At 74.4% G+C, this 14,755-nt stretch carries 14 protein-coding genes and 1 pseudogene; 8 read left to right on the forward strand and 7 right to left on the reverse strand.

All coding sequences use genetic code 11. The features are described from left to right. Positions 1-147: 147 nt before the first annotated feature. Positions 148-630: an Ntn hydrolase family protein gene (locus ACFFIC_RS03640; protein ID WP_377048712.1), complete on the forward strand. Its 483-nt coding sequence runs from the start codon at positions 148-150 to the stop codon at positions 628-630. Positions 631-738: 108 nt separating this feature from the next. Here ACFFIC_RS03640 and ACFFIC_RS03645 read toward each other — a convergent pair whose 3' ends face one another. Further along, positions 739-2,208 (reverse strand): DHA2 family efflux MFS transporter permease subunit, encoded by a 1,470-nt coding sequence (locus ACFFIC_RS03645; RefSeq protein ID WP_377048713.1) that lies wholly within the window; start codon positions 2,206-2,208, stop codon positions 739-741. A gap of 174 nt (positions 2,209-2,382) precedes the next feature. Here ACFFIC_RS03645 and map point away from each other — a divergent pair, with 174 nt between their 5' ends. Further along, entirely contained in the window at positions 2,383-3,189 is an 807-nt protein-coding gene (gene map, locus ACFFIC_RS03650) for a type I methionyl aminopeptidase (RefSeq protein ID WP_377048714.1), read from the forward strand. Beyond that, a complete protein-coding gene (locus ACFFIC_RS03655; protein WP_377048715.1) occupies positions 3,186-3,869 on the forward strand; it encodes a carbonic anhydrase in 684 nt (227 codons plus the stop codon). Before map ends, ACFFIC_RS03655 begins: the two co-directional genes overlap by 4 nt. Before the next feature lie 36 nt (positions 3,870-3,905). Here ACFFIC_RS03655 and ACFFIC_RS03660 read toward each other — a convergent pair whose 3' ends face one another. Then, entirely contained in the window at positions 3,906-4,427 is a 522-nt protein-coding gene (locus tag ACFFIC_RS03660; RefSeq protein WP_377048716.1) for a DUF1003 domain-containing protein, read from the reverse strand. Positions 4,428-4,667: 240 nt separating this feature from the next. On the opposite strand from ACFFIC_RS03660, the gene radC reads away from it, so the two are divergent. Next, a complete protein-coding gene (radC, locus tag ACFFIC_RS03665) occupies positions 4,668-5,525 on the forward strand; it encodes a RadC family protein (protein WP_377048717.1) in 858 nt (285 codons plus the stop codon). 65 nt (positions 5,526-5,590) lie between these two features. Beyond that, positions 5,591-6,562 (forward strand): S1C family serine protease, encoded by a 972-nt coding sequence (locus ACFFIC_RS03670; protein WP_377048719.1) that lies wholly within the window; start codon positions 5,591-5,593, stop codon positions 6,560-6,562. 73 nt (positions 6,563-6,635) lie between these two features. Here the strand turns inward: ACFFIC_RS03670 and ACFFIC_RS03675 are convergent, their stop codons facing one another. The 3 genes and pseudogenes from ACFFIC_RS03675 to ACFFIC_RS03685 form a co-directional block, all read right to left on the reverse strand. After that, a complete protein-coding gene (locus ACFFIC_RS03675; RefSeq protein WP_377048720.1) occupies positions 6,636-7,220 on the reverse strand; it encodes a hypothetical protein in 585 nt (194 codons plus the stop codon). 20 nt (positions 7,221-7,240) lie between these two features. After that, positions 7,241-7,882, reverse strand: coding sequence for a YjbE family putative metal transport protein (locus ACFFIC_RS03680; RefSeq protein ID WP_377048721.1), 642 nt, complete (start codon positions 7,880-7,882; stop codon positions 7,241-7,243). Between the two features lie 396 nt (positions 7,883-8,278). Continuing rightward, positions 8,279-8,899: pseudogene (locus tag ACFFIC_RS03685) on the reverse strand (TerC family protein); the annotation flags it as partial. Positions 8,900-9,274: 375 nt separating this feature from the next. On the opposite strand from ACFFIC_RS03685, the gene purB reads away from it, so the two are divergent. From purB to ACFFIC_RS03700, 3 genes are all read left to right on the forward strand, one after another. After that, on the forward strand, positions 9,275-10,630 hold the full coding sequence (gene purB, locus ACFFIC_RS03690; RefSeq protein WP_377048722.1) for an adenylosuccinate lyase: 1,356 nt from the start codon (positions 9,275-9,277) through the stop codon (positions 10,628-10,630). Positions 10,631-10,784: 154 nt separating this feature from the next. Next, complete coding sequence (locus ACFFIC_RS03695) at positions 10,785-11,111, forward strand: hypothetical protein (protein WP_377048724.1); 327 nt, start codon at positions 10,785-10,787, stop codon at positions 11,109-11,111. Positions 11,112-11,201: 90 nt separating this feature from the next. Beyond that, positions 11,202-12,653 (forward strand): peptidoglycan-binding domain-containing protein, encoded by a 1,452-nt coding sequence (locus ACFFIC_RS03700; RefSeq protein ID WP_377048725.1) that lies wholly within the window; start codon positions 11,202-11,204, stop codon positions 12,651-12,653. A gap of 115 nt (positions 12,654-12,768) precedes the next feature. On the opposite strand, the gene ACFFIC_RS03705 is transcribed toward ACFFIC_RS03700, so the two are convergent. Continuing rightward, complete coding sequence (locus ACFFIC_RS03705) at positions 12,769-13,899, reverse strand: general stress protein (protein WP_377048727.1); 1,131 nt, start codon at positions 13,897-13,899, stop codon at positions 12,769-12,771. Between the two features lie 85 nt (positions 13,900-13,984). Then, positions 13,985-14,494: a hypothetical protein gene (locus ACFFIC_RS03710; protein WP_377048729.1), complete on the reverse strand. Its 510-nt coding sequence runs from the start codon at positions 14,492-14,494 to the stop codon at positions 13,985-13,987. Between the last annotated feature and the right edge of the window lie 261 nt (positions 14,495-14,755).

The following is a 14,755-nucleotide window of genomic DNA, read 5'->3' on the forward strand; positions in this document are numbered from 1 at the left end:
TCCCGGGCGGAACCCGCCACCACGACGCACCGCCTTCGCGGAAGACCAACCGCCGGAGAAAACTCACGATCTCGTGAAGATTAGGTTGAGGCGGGCGTCGGCGGACGATTAAATGCCCGGGCGCAACGCACCCCGGGGGCCACGACCATGACCACCATCGCCTGGGACGGCCGGTTCATGGCCGCCGACCGCCGCATCTCCATGGGCACGACCACCTATTCATCCACCAAGATCCGCCGCACCGCGGACGGCCGCCTCATCGGCGCGACGGGAGACTGGCCGGTCGCCTCCCTTGTTCTCGACTGGCTGGAACACGGCGGCGCCCGCCCGGACTGCCAGTCGAGCGACCGCTGGTGCACCGCGCTCGAGGTGACGCCGGACGGCCGCTGCTGGCTGCACCAGCGCGACGGCAAGTGGCCCGTCGAGGACGCCTTCACCGCGATCGGCTCGGGCCGGGAGTATGCCCTGGCGGTGATGGCGGTGGGCCTGGGCGCCGAAAAGGGCGTCGAGGTGGCCGCCCGCTTCGATCCCGGCACCGGAAACGGCATCGACGCGCTGGAGATCGCTCCCGCCGCCGCAGCGGCCACTTCGGTGCGGGCCGGAATGCGCGGGGCGGCGCTGGCCGCCTGACGCGGCTGTCGGCCATCGCCTCCGCATCGCCGGGCCGCCGCCGCAAGCCAGCGCGTCAGCCCCCCCCCTGGGCACCCGATGCAGGCGCAGCCCGCCCCCGCCTCCGCGCTAGCCCCGCGCCCGCCCGTGCCCCGAGGCCGTCGCCCCCGCATCCGGCGCCAGCCGGGCGGCCAGCGGCGCGGCCAGCAGCGTCGGCAGGGCCGCGCCCAGGAAGGCGATGGCGAAGTCCGGCACCGCCGGCTCCGCCCGCCCCGCGATCGCCGCCGAGGCCGCGAGCCACGACGCCCCCCAGGTCACGCCCAGCGCCATGGAAAGCTGCTGCGCCGTGCCGGCGATGGAGGTCGCCGCCGAAAGCTTCCCGCTGGGCACGTCCACGTAGGAAAGCGCGTTGGATGAGGTGAACTGCAGGCTCCGCGCCAGCCCGCCCGCCGCCAGCACCAGAAACACCGCCCAGAGCGGCCAGGACGGGTTGAACGCCGCGCAGGCGCCCAGCGTCACCGCCACCACCACCGCGTTCCACGTCAGCACGTCTCGGAAGCCGAAGCGCCGCAGCGCCGCGGTGGTCATCGGCTTCATCAGGAAGGCGCCCAGCGCGGTGGCCAGGGTCACCAGCCCCGACACGGTCGCCGAGGCGCCGAAGCCGAGCTGCAGGAACAGCGGCAGCAGAAAGGGCGCCGCCCCCGCCCCCACCCGGAACAGGCTGCCCGCCCCCACGCCCAGCGCAAAGGTCGGCACCGAGAACAGCCCGAGGTCCAGCGCCGGGTGCGGCGCGCGCCGCGCCCAGCGCACCGCCGCCCAGCCCAGCGCCGCCCCCAGCGCGAAGCCCAGCACCGGCAGCCATTCCGGCACCACGCCCCGCCCCACCGTTTCCGCCCCGAACATCAGGCTGGCCAGCGCGGCCCCGATCAGCGTCACCCCCACCAGGTCCAGCCGCGGCGGCCGCGCCTCGTCCGAGGCCGGCACGAAGCGCCACACCATCAGCAGCCCCACCGCCGCGATCGGCAGGTTGATCCAGAACACCGCCCGCCAGGACACGGTGTCCGTCAACAGCCCGCCCAGCGGCGGCCCCAGGATCGGCCCCATCAGCCCCGGCATGGACAGCCAGGTCGTTGCCCGCACCATCTCCTCCGGCCGGATCCGCCGCATCAGCAGCAGCCGCGCCACGGGCACCATCATGGCGCCCCCCATGCCCTGCAGCACCCGCGCCGCCACCAGCTCCCCCAGGCCGCGCGACAGCCCGCACAGCATCGAGGCGAAGGCGAAGACCCCGATGGCCACCATGAACACCCGCTTGGCCCCGAAGCGGTCCGCCACCCAGCCCGAAACCGGGATAAACACCGTCAGCGCCACAAGATAGGAGGTGATCGCCGCCGAAAGGTGCAGCGGCTCCGTCCCCAGCTCCCGCGCCATGGTCGGCAGCGCCGTCGCGATCACGCTGGAATCGAGGTTCTGCATCAGCAGCGCGCTGGCCACGATCAGCGCCACCAGGCGGGAGCTGCGGGGCGGACCGGGATCGGCCACCTGCGCCGCGCTGGCCCCCGCAACACCCTCGGCCGCATCAAGCCCCGAAACCGCCACCGCCCCTCCAGCCGCGCATCACCGGGTGCGCCCCCCGGGTATGCTCCCGCCCCGCCCCGGTGGCCAAGTCCCCGGGCCGCCCGGCCCTGCCCCGCCCGCCTCGCGCCCCAACCCCACGCCCCGCGCATCGCCGCAAACCTTGCAAGCCCCAGCCCGCGCGCGCATTTTCAGCCCATGGACCAATCGGCCGGCGAATCCCGCCGCATCCCCCTCCACGCACCCGAGGATTTCGAGGGCATGCGCCGTGCCGGCCGCCTGGCCGCGGAATGCCTGGACATGATCACCCCCCATGTCCGCCCGGGCGCCACCACGGGCGAGCTCGACCAGCTCTGCCACGACTTCATGGTCGAGCGCGGCGCCGTGCCCGCCACGCTCGGATACCGCGGCTACACCAAGTCCTCCTGCATCAGCATCAACCACGTCGTCTGCCACGGCATCCCCGGCGACCGCGTGCTGGTGGACGGCGACGTCCTCAACATCGACGTCACCCCCCTGCTCGACGGCTGGCACGGCGACAGCTCGCGCATGTACGTGGCGGGAACGCCCTCCACCAGGGCGCGGCTCCTGATGGACGTGACCTACGAGAGCCTGATGCGCGGCATCGCCGCCGTGAGGCCGGGGAACACCCTCGGCGACATCGGCCATGCCATCCAGTCCTATGTCGAGAAGCACCGCTTCTCCGTGGTGCGGGACTTCTGCGGCCATGGCGTCGGCCGCAAGTTCCACGCGCCGCCCAACATCCTGCACTTCGGCCGCCCCGGCGAGGGCCCGGTGCTCAAGGCCGGCATGTTCTTCACGATCGAGCCGATGGTGAATGCCGGCCGCGCGGAGGTGAAGGTGCTCGACGACGGCTGGACGGCCGTCACCCGCGACCGCTCCCTGTCCGCCCAGTTCGAGCACATGGTCGGCGTGACCGAGACGGGCTGCGAGGTCTTCACGCTGTCCCCCGCGGGCCTGCACAAGCCGCCCTACGGGGCATGAGCGCGCCGGCCAACCCGATCCCCGCGCGGCTCGCCGAAGGCTATCGCGGCTTCCGCCACACCCGCTTCCGGCGCGAACGCGACCATTACGCGCGCCTCGCGGAATCGGGCCAGCAGCCCAACACCCTGATGATCGCCTGCGTGGACAGCCGCGTGGCGCCCGAGGTCGTCTTCGACGCCGATCCCGGCGAGATGCTGGTGGTCCGCAACGTCGCCAACCTCGTCCCGCCCTACCAGCCCGATGCCGGCTACCACGGCACCTCCGCCGCCATCGAGTTCGCGGTCCGCCAGCTCCTGGTCCGCCACATCGTCGTCTGCGGCCACGCCTCCTGCGGCGGCATCAACGCCTTTCGCCAGAACAGCCTGAACGGCGTGGACGCCGCCCATGGCGACTTCGTGGCCCGCTGGATGGACATGATCGCCCCGGCGACCCGCCTGGCCCTGACCTGCGACGGCGTGGACCCCCTGCAGGACCAGACGGCGATGGAGCGCGCCGCCATCCGCCAGTCCCTCGCCAACCTCCGCACCTTCCCCTGGCTCGCCGCGCGCGAGAGGGGCGGCGAGCTGTCCCTTCACGGCCTGTGGTTCGACGTGGCCGACGGCTCGCTCTGCGTGCTGGACGAGGCCACCGGCGGCTTCTCCCCGCTCGAGGACCCGCTCGGCGATCCGCTCACCCCCTGACCGCAGCCGGGCGCCCGAAGCCCGCGGGCCCCGCCCCTAGCCGCTCGCCTGCTGCGCCGCGATCTCGTCCAGCACCGCCTCCGGCGAAACGTCCCGCCCCACCTCCCGGAGCTCCGGGTCGGCGGCGGCGCGGATATCCAGCCGCTCCGCGATCGCCACCACCACCTCCGAAAGCTTGGTCAGCTCGTGTTCGGCCAGCAGGCTGATCTGCAGGTCCAGGTCCGCCCGCTTGTCCGCCTGCGCCGCCATGCGGTTCTGGCTGATCAGCACGAAGGTGGAAAGAAAGATCGCCTCCACGGAGGCCACCATCGCCAGCACCACGAAGGACGGATCGAAGCGCGGCACCCCCGGCACCACGCCCAGGTTCACCGCGATCCAGGCCCCGTAGAGCGCCAGATGAAGGTAAACGAAGCGCATGCTGCCCGTGAAGCCCGTGATCGCCCCGGCGATCCGCTCCTCCCGCGTGGCCGCCGCCGCCTCGGCCTTGCGGCGGTTCTCCAGCGCCTGGATGTTCCGCCGGAGCGACAGGCTCAGGCTGTCCGGATCGGCCTTCGGCACGGTTGGTGACCCTGAAGTCATGCACCCTCTCCCCCAGCGCCGGCGGGCCCGCCCGGCGGGCCACCCCCGGCCCATCCCCAACGCCCATGGCCCTGCGCCGGATGCCTGCTCCCGGCCAGGCCGGGACCGAAGCGCCGGCCGCACCCGTGCTCCCGCCGGCACGCGCCAGCGCCTTCGGGGCCGTGGACAAGCACCGCCCCGCCACCCCATCCTGTGCCCGGACGAAACGAGGAGGCGCCCTTGGCGGCTGGCCCTGGCATGGAGGAGGTGAGCCCCGGCTTCGCTCCGCTCCTCGACACCCCCGGCACCTCGCTTCCCCCTTTGCGCCGGGCCACGCCGGAAGGGCGCGCCAGGGCGCCGCGCCACGCCGCCCGCGCCGCCGATGGCCCGCCGCCCGGCCCCGCGCCCCTCGTCCAGGCGGCGCATGCCCCCGGCCCGGACGGCCACCGCAAGCGCCTGCGCGAGAAGCTGCTCCGCGCCGGCCCCGGGTCGCTCGCCGATTACGAGCTCCTGGAGATGCTCCTCTTCCTCGCCCTGCCGCGGGTGGACACCAAGCCCCACGCCAAGCGCCTCATGGCCCGCTTCGGCTCCTTCGCCCGCGTCGTCACCGCCGGCGAGCCCGAGCTGCGCGCGGTGGAGGGCATGGGCGAGGCCGCGGTCGCGGCGCTGCGCCTGGTGCAGGCCGCCGCCATCAAGCTGCTGGCGGAGGAGGTGCGCGAGCAGCCCGTGCTCAACAACTGGGACGGCCTGATCGCCTATCTCTCCGCCGCCCTGGCGCGCGAGCCGGTGGAGCAGTTCCGCGTCCTCTTCCTCGACAGCAGGAACCGCCTCCTGGCGGACGAGGCCCTGGCCCGCGGCACGGTCAACCACACCCCCGTCTATCCCCGGGAGGTCGTCAAGCGCTCGCTCGAGATCGGTGCCACCGCCATCATCCTGGTCCACAACCATCCCTCGGGCGACCCCACCCCGTCGCGCGCGGACATCGAGATGACCGCGGAGATCAAGTCCGGCGCCGCCACGCTCGGCATCGTAGTCCACGACCACCTGATCATCGGCAACGGCCGCCACCTCTCCTTTCGCCGGGAGGGCCTGCTCTGACCCGCGGGCCCCACCCAGCGGGGGCGGCGATTGACCACCCGGCCCCTCGTCCCCACCCTCTGGCCATGCGCGCCCTCCTCGCCGTGGTTCTTCCCGCCCTGCTCCTCGCCGCCGTGCCCGGCCAGGCCCAGCTCGTTCCAGACGCCTCCAAGCCACCGCCGGCCGGCGCCCCGCAGGCGCCGCGGGCCAGGCCACAGGCACCGCCGCAATCCGGTGTTCCCGCCGGCAAGCCGCCGCCGCTCTACGACATGCCGGACGCCGCGCCGCAGCGTCCCGGCCCGCCCTCGCGCCCGGACCGCCAGCGCCCCCAGCAAGCCCCGCCCGGAAGCCAGCCGGGCAACCAGCCCGGCGCCCCCTCCGGCAAGCCCCTGCCGCTGGGCCCCGGCGAAGCCCCCGGCGCCCCCCAGCGCGAGGTTTCCACCGGCACCGGCTTCATCATCGGCGACCGCCAGGCGCTGACCAACGACCACGTGGTGCGGGACTGCCGGGGCGTGCGCGCCCGGAACGCGGAGGGCCGGGACATCCAGGTCACCGTCCGCGCCCACGACCCCGGCCGCGACCTCGCCCTGCTGGACTTCCGCGAGGCCGCCGGCCCCGCCCTCGCCTTCCGCAGCGCCCCGGCCATCCGCCGGGGCGAATCCGTGATGACCTACGGCTTCCCCCTGGCCGGCATGCTCGCCTCCGGCCCCACCCTCACCACCGGCGACGTCTCCGCCCTCGCGGGGCTGGCGGACAACCGCATGCACTTCCAGATCAGCGCGCCCGTGCAGCCCGGCAATTCCGGCGGCCCGCTGCTGGATCTTTCGGGCAACGTGGTGGGCATCATCACGAGCAAGCTGAACGCCCAGCGCGTGGCGGCGCGCATCGGCGACATCCCGCAGAACGTGAACTTCGCCGTAAAGGGAGATGAAGCCCTCGCCTTCCTGCGCGAGAACGGCGTGCGCCCGCGCACCGCCAGCAGCGCCGCCCCCCGCAGCGCGGTCGAGGTGGGCGAGGCCGTCCACCCCTCCGTGCTGTTCCTGCGCTGCCTGGCCTGACCGCAAGGGCCCGGCCCCGCCGTTCACCTCGGCGCCAGCCACAACCCCCAGGCGCAGCGCCCTGGGCGCGGCCTCAGCCGCGACGCGCGGCCTCGGCAATTTCCCGCGCGAAGGCCTGCGCATCGGCCATGGGCGCGCCGCGGCTGGGCATGGTCACCTGCACGCGCAGGAACCGACCGCCCGCGAGCCCCAGGCAGACCTGCCGCTCCACCAGCGTGCGCCCGAAGCTGCCCGCCAGCACCGCGCAGGACAGGTCGCCCCCCGCGGCCGCCAGCGGCGCCCGGGACGCCACGGAAAGCTGCCGCCCCGTGCGGTCCGCCGGCAGCGCCGTCGCCTCCGACACCGCCCGCTCCGCCTCCGGCCCGAGATCGGCCGGCGTCAGCGCCGGGCGGCCCATGTCATAGAGAAACACATAGGCCACCGCCACGCGCCGGGGGGTGGCGTATTCCACCACCTTCCCCGCCGCCGGATCGCCCGGCGCGACGTCCTGCACCGTGCCCCGCTCGAAGCCCGCCGCCTGGGCGGGCAGCCGGGCCAGCACGGCCTCGGCCGGCGGGCGCTCGGCCAGGGCCCGCGCGGCGGGGTCCTCCGGCGTCGCGCAGGCAGCCAGCCCGAGAAAGCCGAGCAGCGCGAGGGTCCGGGCCGGGGCAGCCGCCATACGCTTCAATCCTCCAGGTTTCAGTGCGGTGCCGCGGCGTGCGGCGCCGGCAGCGGAAGGCCGAGGTCGAGCGTCGCATTCGCGATCACCACGCCCTCCCAGAGCAGCTCGAAGCCGATATAGGCGATGAGCGCGACGCCCAGGTAGGCGACCCACTTGTACTTATCGAGCACCCGCGCCAACAGGCCGCCCAGCAGGCCCATCATCACGATGGAGATGGCGAGGCCCACGATCAGCAGCGTCACGTTGCTGCGCGCCACGGCCGCCACCGCCAGCACGTTGTCCAGGCTCATGGACACGTCGGCCACGATGATCTGCCACAGCGCGGCCATCAGCGTCTTGTCGTGGTGCGAGTGTCCCTCGGCGTTCTCTTCCCTCTGCGCGCGGCGCAGCTCGAGCAGGAAGTTCACGGCGATGTAGAGCAGCGCAAGGCCGCCCACGATGTCGATCCACCACAGCGCCAGAAGCTGCTGCGCGATGAGCGAGAAGACGATGCGCAGCACCGCCGCGGCCGCGATGCCGAACAGCACCGCCTTGTTGCGCTGACTCTCCGGCAGGCCCGCCGCCGCGAGGCCGATCACCACCGCGTTGTCGCCCGACAGGATGATGTTGAGCCACATGATCTCAAGGAGCTGCGGCAGTGAACCGGTGATGGCTTCCAATGAACCTCTCCACGCGTGAGCCACGCGGCCCGCCGCGCAGGAATGCGCGCGGAAACCGGCGATCTCTTGTTCCAAACAGGGCCAGACCGGATTGAAGGGGGACGAGGGGCTGGCCGCGCGGAACCTAGATCAGCCGTTCCGGCCGGCAAAGCGACCGGGCGGCGCCTTCGCGGCGCCGCCCGGCTTCATGGTGAAAGTGTAATTCCCGCGTCACATGCTGCGGCGGTTGTTCTCGCCCCCGCGCATCGCACCGCGGACGAGGTCGTTGATCAGCGCCACCACCGCCGCGATCACCACGATCTGCAGCACCGTCGCGCCGACCCAGAGCCAGGCCGGAAAGGTCCCGGGCAAGGCCAGGTAGCCCAGCGGCAGCAGCAGGTAGGCATAGGCGTCCGGCACCCTCTGCGTCACCTCCGTCGTGCCCGACAGCACCATGTCGACGGCCACGTACAGGATGATCAGCAGGCCCACCCAGGCGATCCAGCGGTAACGCTCCAGCAGGTTCGCGATAAAGGTCGCCGCGACGCCCATCAGCACCACCGAGATGGCGAGGCCGACGATCAGCACCTCCAGGTGGTCCTTCGCCGCGCCGGCCACCGCCAGCACGTTGTCGAGGCTCATGGAGACGTCGGCCACCAGGATCTGCACCACCGCCTGGCGCAGCGTCTTGGGCTTCGCCGCGACCTGGCCCTCAACCGGAACGCCGTGCGCGTCCATCTCCGCGTGCTCGGCATGCCCGCTCGGACGGCGCAGCTCGCGGAACATCTTCCAGCACACCCAGAGCAGCAGCACGCCGCCGGCCAGGGTGATGCCCACGATCGCCAGAAGCTGCGTCGTGATCGCCGCGAAGCCGATCCGCATGATCGTCGCCGCGCCGATGCCCCAGAGAATGGCCTTGCGCCGCTGTTCCGGTGGAAGCCCTGCAGCCGCCATGCCGACCACGATGGCGTTGTCGCCAGCCAGGACCAGGTCGATCAGCAAGACCTGCCCGAGGGCGATCAACCAATCCGCTCCCATCGCGATGCGTCTCCCCACCACACCCTGTCAGGGCACGGGTCTGAATGATGCGCGCGGCCCCCGGCCGCACGCCCGCCGCGCCCTCGCGGCCTGCACCCGGGCATCCTGCCCCGGCCCGGGGCGCTTAAACAATCCGCAATGCCACGGCAACACTGCATCGCCCGCTGTGCCATCGGCACGACGCCCGGCGCGCCTCCGGCACGACGCCCGGCGCGCCTCCGGCACGACGCCCGGCGCGCCTCCGGCACGACGCCCGGCGCGCCTCCGGCACGCGGCGCCCGGCCGCGCCGGTTGACGCCGCCTCCCGCCGCGGATACCGCGCGCGGCACGGCCCCGCCCCCTCCGCACGCCCCTGCCCGCCCGAAGGATGCCCCGATGGTTCCGCGCTACACCCGCCCCGAGATGGCCGCCATCTGGTCCCCCGAGGCCCGGTTCCGCCTCTGGTTCGAGATCGAGGCCCTCGCCGCCGAGGCCATGGCCGACCTCGGCACCATCCCCGTGGAATCCGCCGGGGCCATCCGGCGCGAGGGCGGCGCCCGGATCGCGGCCATGACCGAGGCCGACCTCGCCCGCATCGACGAGATCGAGCGCGTCACCCGCCACGACGTGATCGCCTTCCTCACCTGGCTCGGCGAAACCCGCCCGGACGGCTCCGGCATGGGCGAGCACGCCCGCTTCATGCACCAGGGCATGACCTCGTCCGACGTGCTGGACACGGCGCTGAACGCCCAGCTCGCCCAGGCCGCCGACCTCCTGCTGGCCGACCTCGACCTGCTGCTCGCCGCCCTGCGCCGCCGCGCCGAGGAGCACGCCCTGACCCCCACCATCGGCCGCTCCCACGGCATCCACGCCGAGCCCACCACCTTCGGCCTCAAGCTCGCCGGCCATTGGGCCGAGTTCGCCCGCGGCCGCAAGCGCCTCCTCGCCGCGCGGGAGGAGATCGCCACCGCCGCCATCTCCGGCCCCGTCGGCACCTTCGCCTCGGTCGATCCGCTGGTGGAGGCCTTCGTCGCCCGCAAGCTCGGCCTGCGCGCCGAGCCCGTCTCCACCCAGGTCATCCCGCGCGACCGCCACGCCGCCTTCTTCTGCGCCCTGGCCGTGATCGCCAGCAGCCTGGAGCGCCTGGCCACCGAGGTCCGCCACCTCCAACGCTCGGAGGTGCGCGAGGCCGAGGAATACTTCCACCCCGGCCAGAAGGGCAGCAGCGCCATGCCCCACAAGCGCAACCCCGTCCTGTCCGAGAACCTCACCGGCCTCGCCCGCCTGGTGCGCGGCTATGCCGTGCCCGCGCTGGAGAACGTGGTGCTCTGGCACGAGCGCGACATCAGCCACAGCAGCGTCGAGCGCGTGATCGGCCCCGACGCCACCATCGCCCTCGACTTCGCACTCCACCGCGCCGCCGGCATGGTCGACAAGCTGACCATCTACCCCGACCGCATGCGCGCCAACCTCGAAAGCCTCGGGGGCGTGGTCCACAGCGGCAAGGTCCTGCTGGCGCTGACCCAGCACGGCATGTCGCGCGAGGACGCCTATGCCACCGTCCAGCGCTCCGCCATGGCCACCTGGGAAAATCTCGGCACCCCCGCCGGCCGGTCCTTCCGCGACAACGTCCTGGCCGATCCCGCCGTGACCACCCTGATCGCGCCCGGGGAGCTGGACGCGGTGATGGACCCCCAGCGCGACTTCACCCATGTGCGCGCCACGCTGGAACGCGTCTTCGCCGAGGCCTGAGGCGCGCGGCGCCCGGCGGGGGCCGCCGGCGGTTCGCGCAAGCGTGAAGGCCGGGCGCCGCAATGCGGCGTCCGGCGCCACCGTTCTGCCGGCATGCGCTCCCATCTTGAACGGGCCCCCGGCGCCAGCCCGGCAGAGAAGGAGGCAGGACGCCATGACCCATGATCCCAACCGCGGCCCACGCGCCGCCCTGGCCGCCACGCTCGCCGCGGCCACGGGCACGGTGCTGGCCGCCCTCGCCGCCAGCCCCGCCCAGGCGGTGACGCTGCCGGCCGCGCCCGGGGCCAGCCCCGCCGGCGCCCTGGCCGTGCAGTACTACTACGCGCCGCCGCCGCGTTATTACGCGCCGCCCCCGCCGCCGCCGCCCTACGGCTACTACCGGCCGCGCCACTGGCACCGTCCGCCGCCCGCCTACTACGCCCCGCCGCCGCCCCGCTACTACGCGCCGCCCCCAAGGCCCGGCTACTACTACCGCTACTGAGCCGCGGGGGACGGCAGGCGGCGGGCGGGCGCCCCGGAGAACGCGGCGCCCGCCTTGACCCGGGCGCCCGCCCCCCGGACAATCCCGGCCGTGAGCACCCGGCCGTCGCGACCTTTCCTTGCCGCCGCGCTCGCGGCCCTCGCGGTCCTGGCCCTGCCCCCGGGGGCGGCAGCCCAAAGCCCGCCGGCCGGTGCCGCGACCAACTGCGAGCCGCCCGCCCGCCTGTCCCCCACCGGCGCCGCCACCTGCGCGGACCCCGCCGCCCGCCTCGCGGACCGTCGCCGCGCCCAGGCCTATGCCGCGCTCCGCGACCAGCTCGCCCCCGCCCAGCGCCCGGGTCTGGAGGAAAACGCCCGCGCCTTCGAGACCTTCCTGGCCGCCACCTGCGCCACCCCGGTGCCCGACGCCGACTGCCTCGCCCGCTTCCACGCGGCCAAGCGCGAGGACCTCCGCCGCTGGCTCACCCCGCCCGCCCGGGAGGAAGCCGACCGCGACCCGGCCGAGGCCGCCGCCCTGGAACGCCGCCTCGCCGGGCGCGGCCTGCCCAACGATCCCGCGCCCCGGCGCGAGGCGATCGCCGCCCTCCAGCGCGAGGCCGGCCTGCCGCCCAGCGGCTTCCTCGACGCCGCGACCGCCGCGCTGATCCAATCCGCCGAGCCCCCGCCCCGCCCCGCGTCGCCCGAGCAGGCGGCCACCCCGGAAGCGGCACCGGAGGCAGCCCCGGAACCCGCGCAGGGCACGGCCGAGGCCACCGGGCCCGGCGAACCCCTGCCCGCGGGCGCCTTCTGGTCTTCCTTTATCCCCACCCGCCTCGGCGAGCACTTCGCGATCACCGGCTGCGCCGAGCCCACCGCCTCCTGGTCCGGCCGGGGCCTCTGGGTCGGCGGCCGCCCCGTGCCCGGGGAAACCAGCTACGAGATCTTCGGGCAGGAGGACCCCGCCGGCGACCGCGTCTTCCTGGTTCCGCCGGGTGGCCGGCCCCGCATCCTCCGCCTCCTGCCGGACGGCACGATCCGCCTGGAAGGGGTCGTCCCCCGCGCCCTGGCCGAGCGGGGCCTGGCGCCCGGCGCCATCCTGCGCCCCTGCGGCCCGGACCCGCGCGGCGCCACCCTCCCCGCCGCCGCGGCGGAAGCCGCCGCCCTCCCGCCCGGCCCGCCACCGGCCAGTGAGCCCCCGGCAGCAGCAGGCCAGGCCGGCACGGCCGAGTTGTCCATGGACGCGACCAGCACGGGCCAGACGAGCACGGGCCAGACGAGCACGGGCCAGACGAGCACGGGCCAGACCAGCACGGGCCAGGCGAATGCCGGCGAACCCTCCAGCCAGCCCGACACTCACCCCGCCGCCTTTCTCCCGGTTCCTCCGCCCCCGCCATCGGAACCCGGAGCGCCCCGCGCTTCCGCCCCGTCCAGCGGGCGGGCCGCCACCCGTGCGGCCGCTCCCGCCGCCCGGCGCGGTGCACGGGCGGCCCAGGGCCGCGCCGCCGCGCCGAAATCCCGCCCCTCCTCCCGTCCGGCCCCACGCTCCCAGCCACCCCGCCGCTGAGGCCCGCTTTCCACCCCCCTCACCCGGGAGGGCGGCCACGAAAAAAGGCGGCCCCTCGCGGGGCCGCCTTCTCCGGACCTGCCCCTCACCGGGGCAGGTCACATCCCCGATGGGGTCAGAGCGTCTTGCGGATCGGGTTGGCCCCGCTCGTGCTGGTGCCCGCGGCCTTGTCCACCGCGCGCTCGGCCGCCGTGCCCGGCGGGTTCGCCGCCGTGCCGTCCGACTGGGACGGGAAGGCACCCGACACGTTGGTCCCCGCCGCACGGTCGAAGGCGCGGCTGGCCTGCGTGCCCGGCGGGTTGGAACCCGTGCCGACGCCCGGCTCCATGTCCGAGCCGGCCCGGACGTCGCGGTCCGCCGCGGCGCTCATGCCGGTGCTGGCGCCCATGTCCGCGCCCGCGGTCGCACCCAGCCCCGTTCCCATGCCCGTTCCGGTGCCGGCGGTGCCGGACTTCGGATAAACCGTGGTGTCGGCGCGGCTGCCCTCGTTCTCCGGATGCGCGCCGGAAACGTTGGTGCCCGCCACCTGGTCCAGACCACGCGACGCCATGGTGCCCGGAGGATTGTCGCGGGTGCCGTCCTGCGCGTCGCCGACCACGGCATCGCCCTGGTAGGTCGTCCAGCCGCCGGAGCGGTAGTCGGCCTCGCGGCTCGTGGAGTCCACGGGGTTGTAGCGCGTCAGGATGGCCTCGGCCTCGTCGGCGCGGGCGTCATCCGTGCGCACGGTCACCAGGCTGCCGCCGCGGCGGACACCCTCGGAGTAGACATGCGCGTCCCGCTCCTCGATGCCGGCGCCGGTCAGGCTGCCCAGCAGGCCGCCCGCCGCCGCGCCCGCGCCCGCGCCGGTCAGCGCCGCCACCAGCCAGCCCGCGGCCACGATCGGCCCGATGCCCGGGATGGCCAGCGCGCCGATGCCGGCCAGCAGCCCCGCGCCGCCGCCCAGCACCGTGCCGATGGTGGCGCCGGTGCCGGCGCCGCTCGCGGCCTCGTCCGTGTCCATCACCGGCTCGGCGTCCGTGCCGGTCGCCACCGGGCGGTCGGTCAGGTCGGAGCCGGTCAGGGAGCCCGTCGGCGTGCCGGTCGTGGCGCCCATGGTCTGGCCGGTCACGCCGCCGGCGTTGCCCGAGCCGTCATTGGCGACGATGCTGACGTCGTCATGGCGGAAGCCTGCCGCCTCAAGGGCGTTCACCGCCGCAGTGGCATCGGCATAGCTGTCGAAAAGGCGCGCAATGGTCCGCGTTGCCATGGAATTCATCCTTCTGGTTCGTTCGGCCTGTTGATCGTCCAAGCGGCCCGCCCGCCGGCCCCGCCGGCAGGAAGGCCGGGTCGCGTCAGCGCGCGGGCGCCGCGCCGGTCACGACGTTGCCCTGGAAGTCCAGGCCGACATCCGCCGTCTGGCCGCCACGCATCGCGCGGCCGCGCCAGACGCCTGCCTCGTCCTTCTTCAGCTCCTGCACGCCGGTGTAGCCGGCGGCCTCGATGCGCGAGCGCGCCTGGCCCTCGGTGAAGGAGTTCGCCCCCGAGGCCGGGGTCGCGGTGGTCGCCGGCGCGCTGCCGGCGTTGTCGCCGCGCGTGGCCGACTGGCCGCTGCCGCCCATGGTGGTGCCGCCCGGCACGCCGCCCGGCGCACCCTGCGTGCCCGTGCCCGGCCGGGTCTGGGACGCGGCGGGGCCAGTGGTGGTGCCCGGCGCGGCGGTGCCGCCGGGGGCCTGGGTCGGCGGTGCCATGGTCATCGCGGGACCACCGCCGGTGGTGCCCTGCGAACCCGGGTTACCCGTGTTGCCCTGCTGCGCGAAAGCCGGAACCGCCAGGGTGGCGGCCAGCGTTGCAACAAGGGACATTCCAGCAAAACTCGTGCGCATCGCGATCTCTCCCGAATAGGATTGCCCGGTCTATCTGCCGGACCGAAGACCCGCACGGCCCCGCACCCTCAGGGCAGGACCAGTTCGCGCCTTGCCTTGTGTTAACGCAGCGGGAAGCGATACGACGGCGCACCTCACGCAGCCGTGAGGCGCAGGCCATCGTCACGGCGCCACCCGCCGCGGCGGAGGGGCGGTGGTCCTCACCCCTCCCCCCTGTTATAGGGTGCCCTCCATCGCCGC

The sequence above is a fragment of the Muricoccus vinaceus genome, from assembly GCF_042433125.1.
GTDB classification, from domain to species: domain Bacteria; phylum Pseudomonadota; class Alphaproteobacteria; order Acetobacterales; family Acetobacteraceae; genus Roseomonas; species Roseomonas vinacea.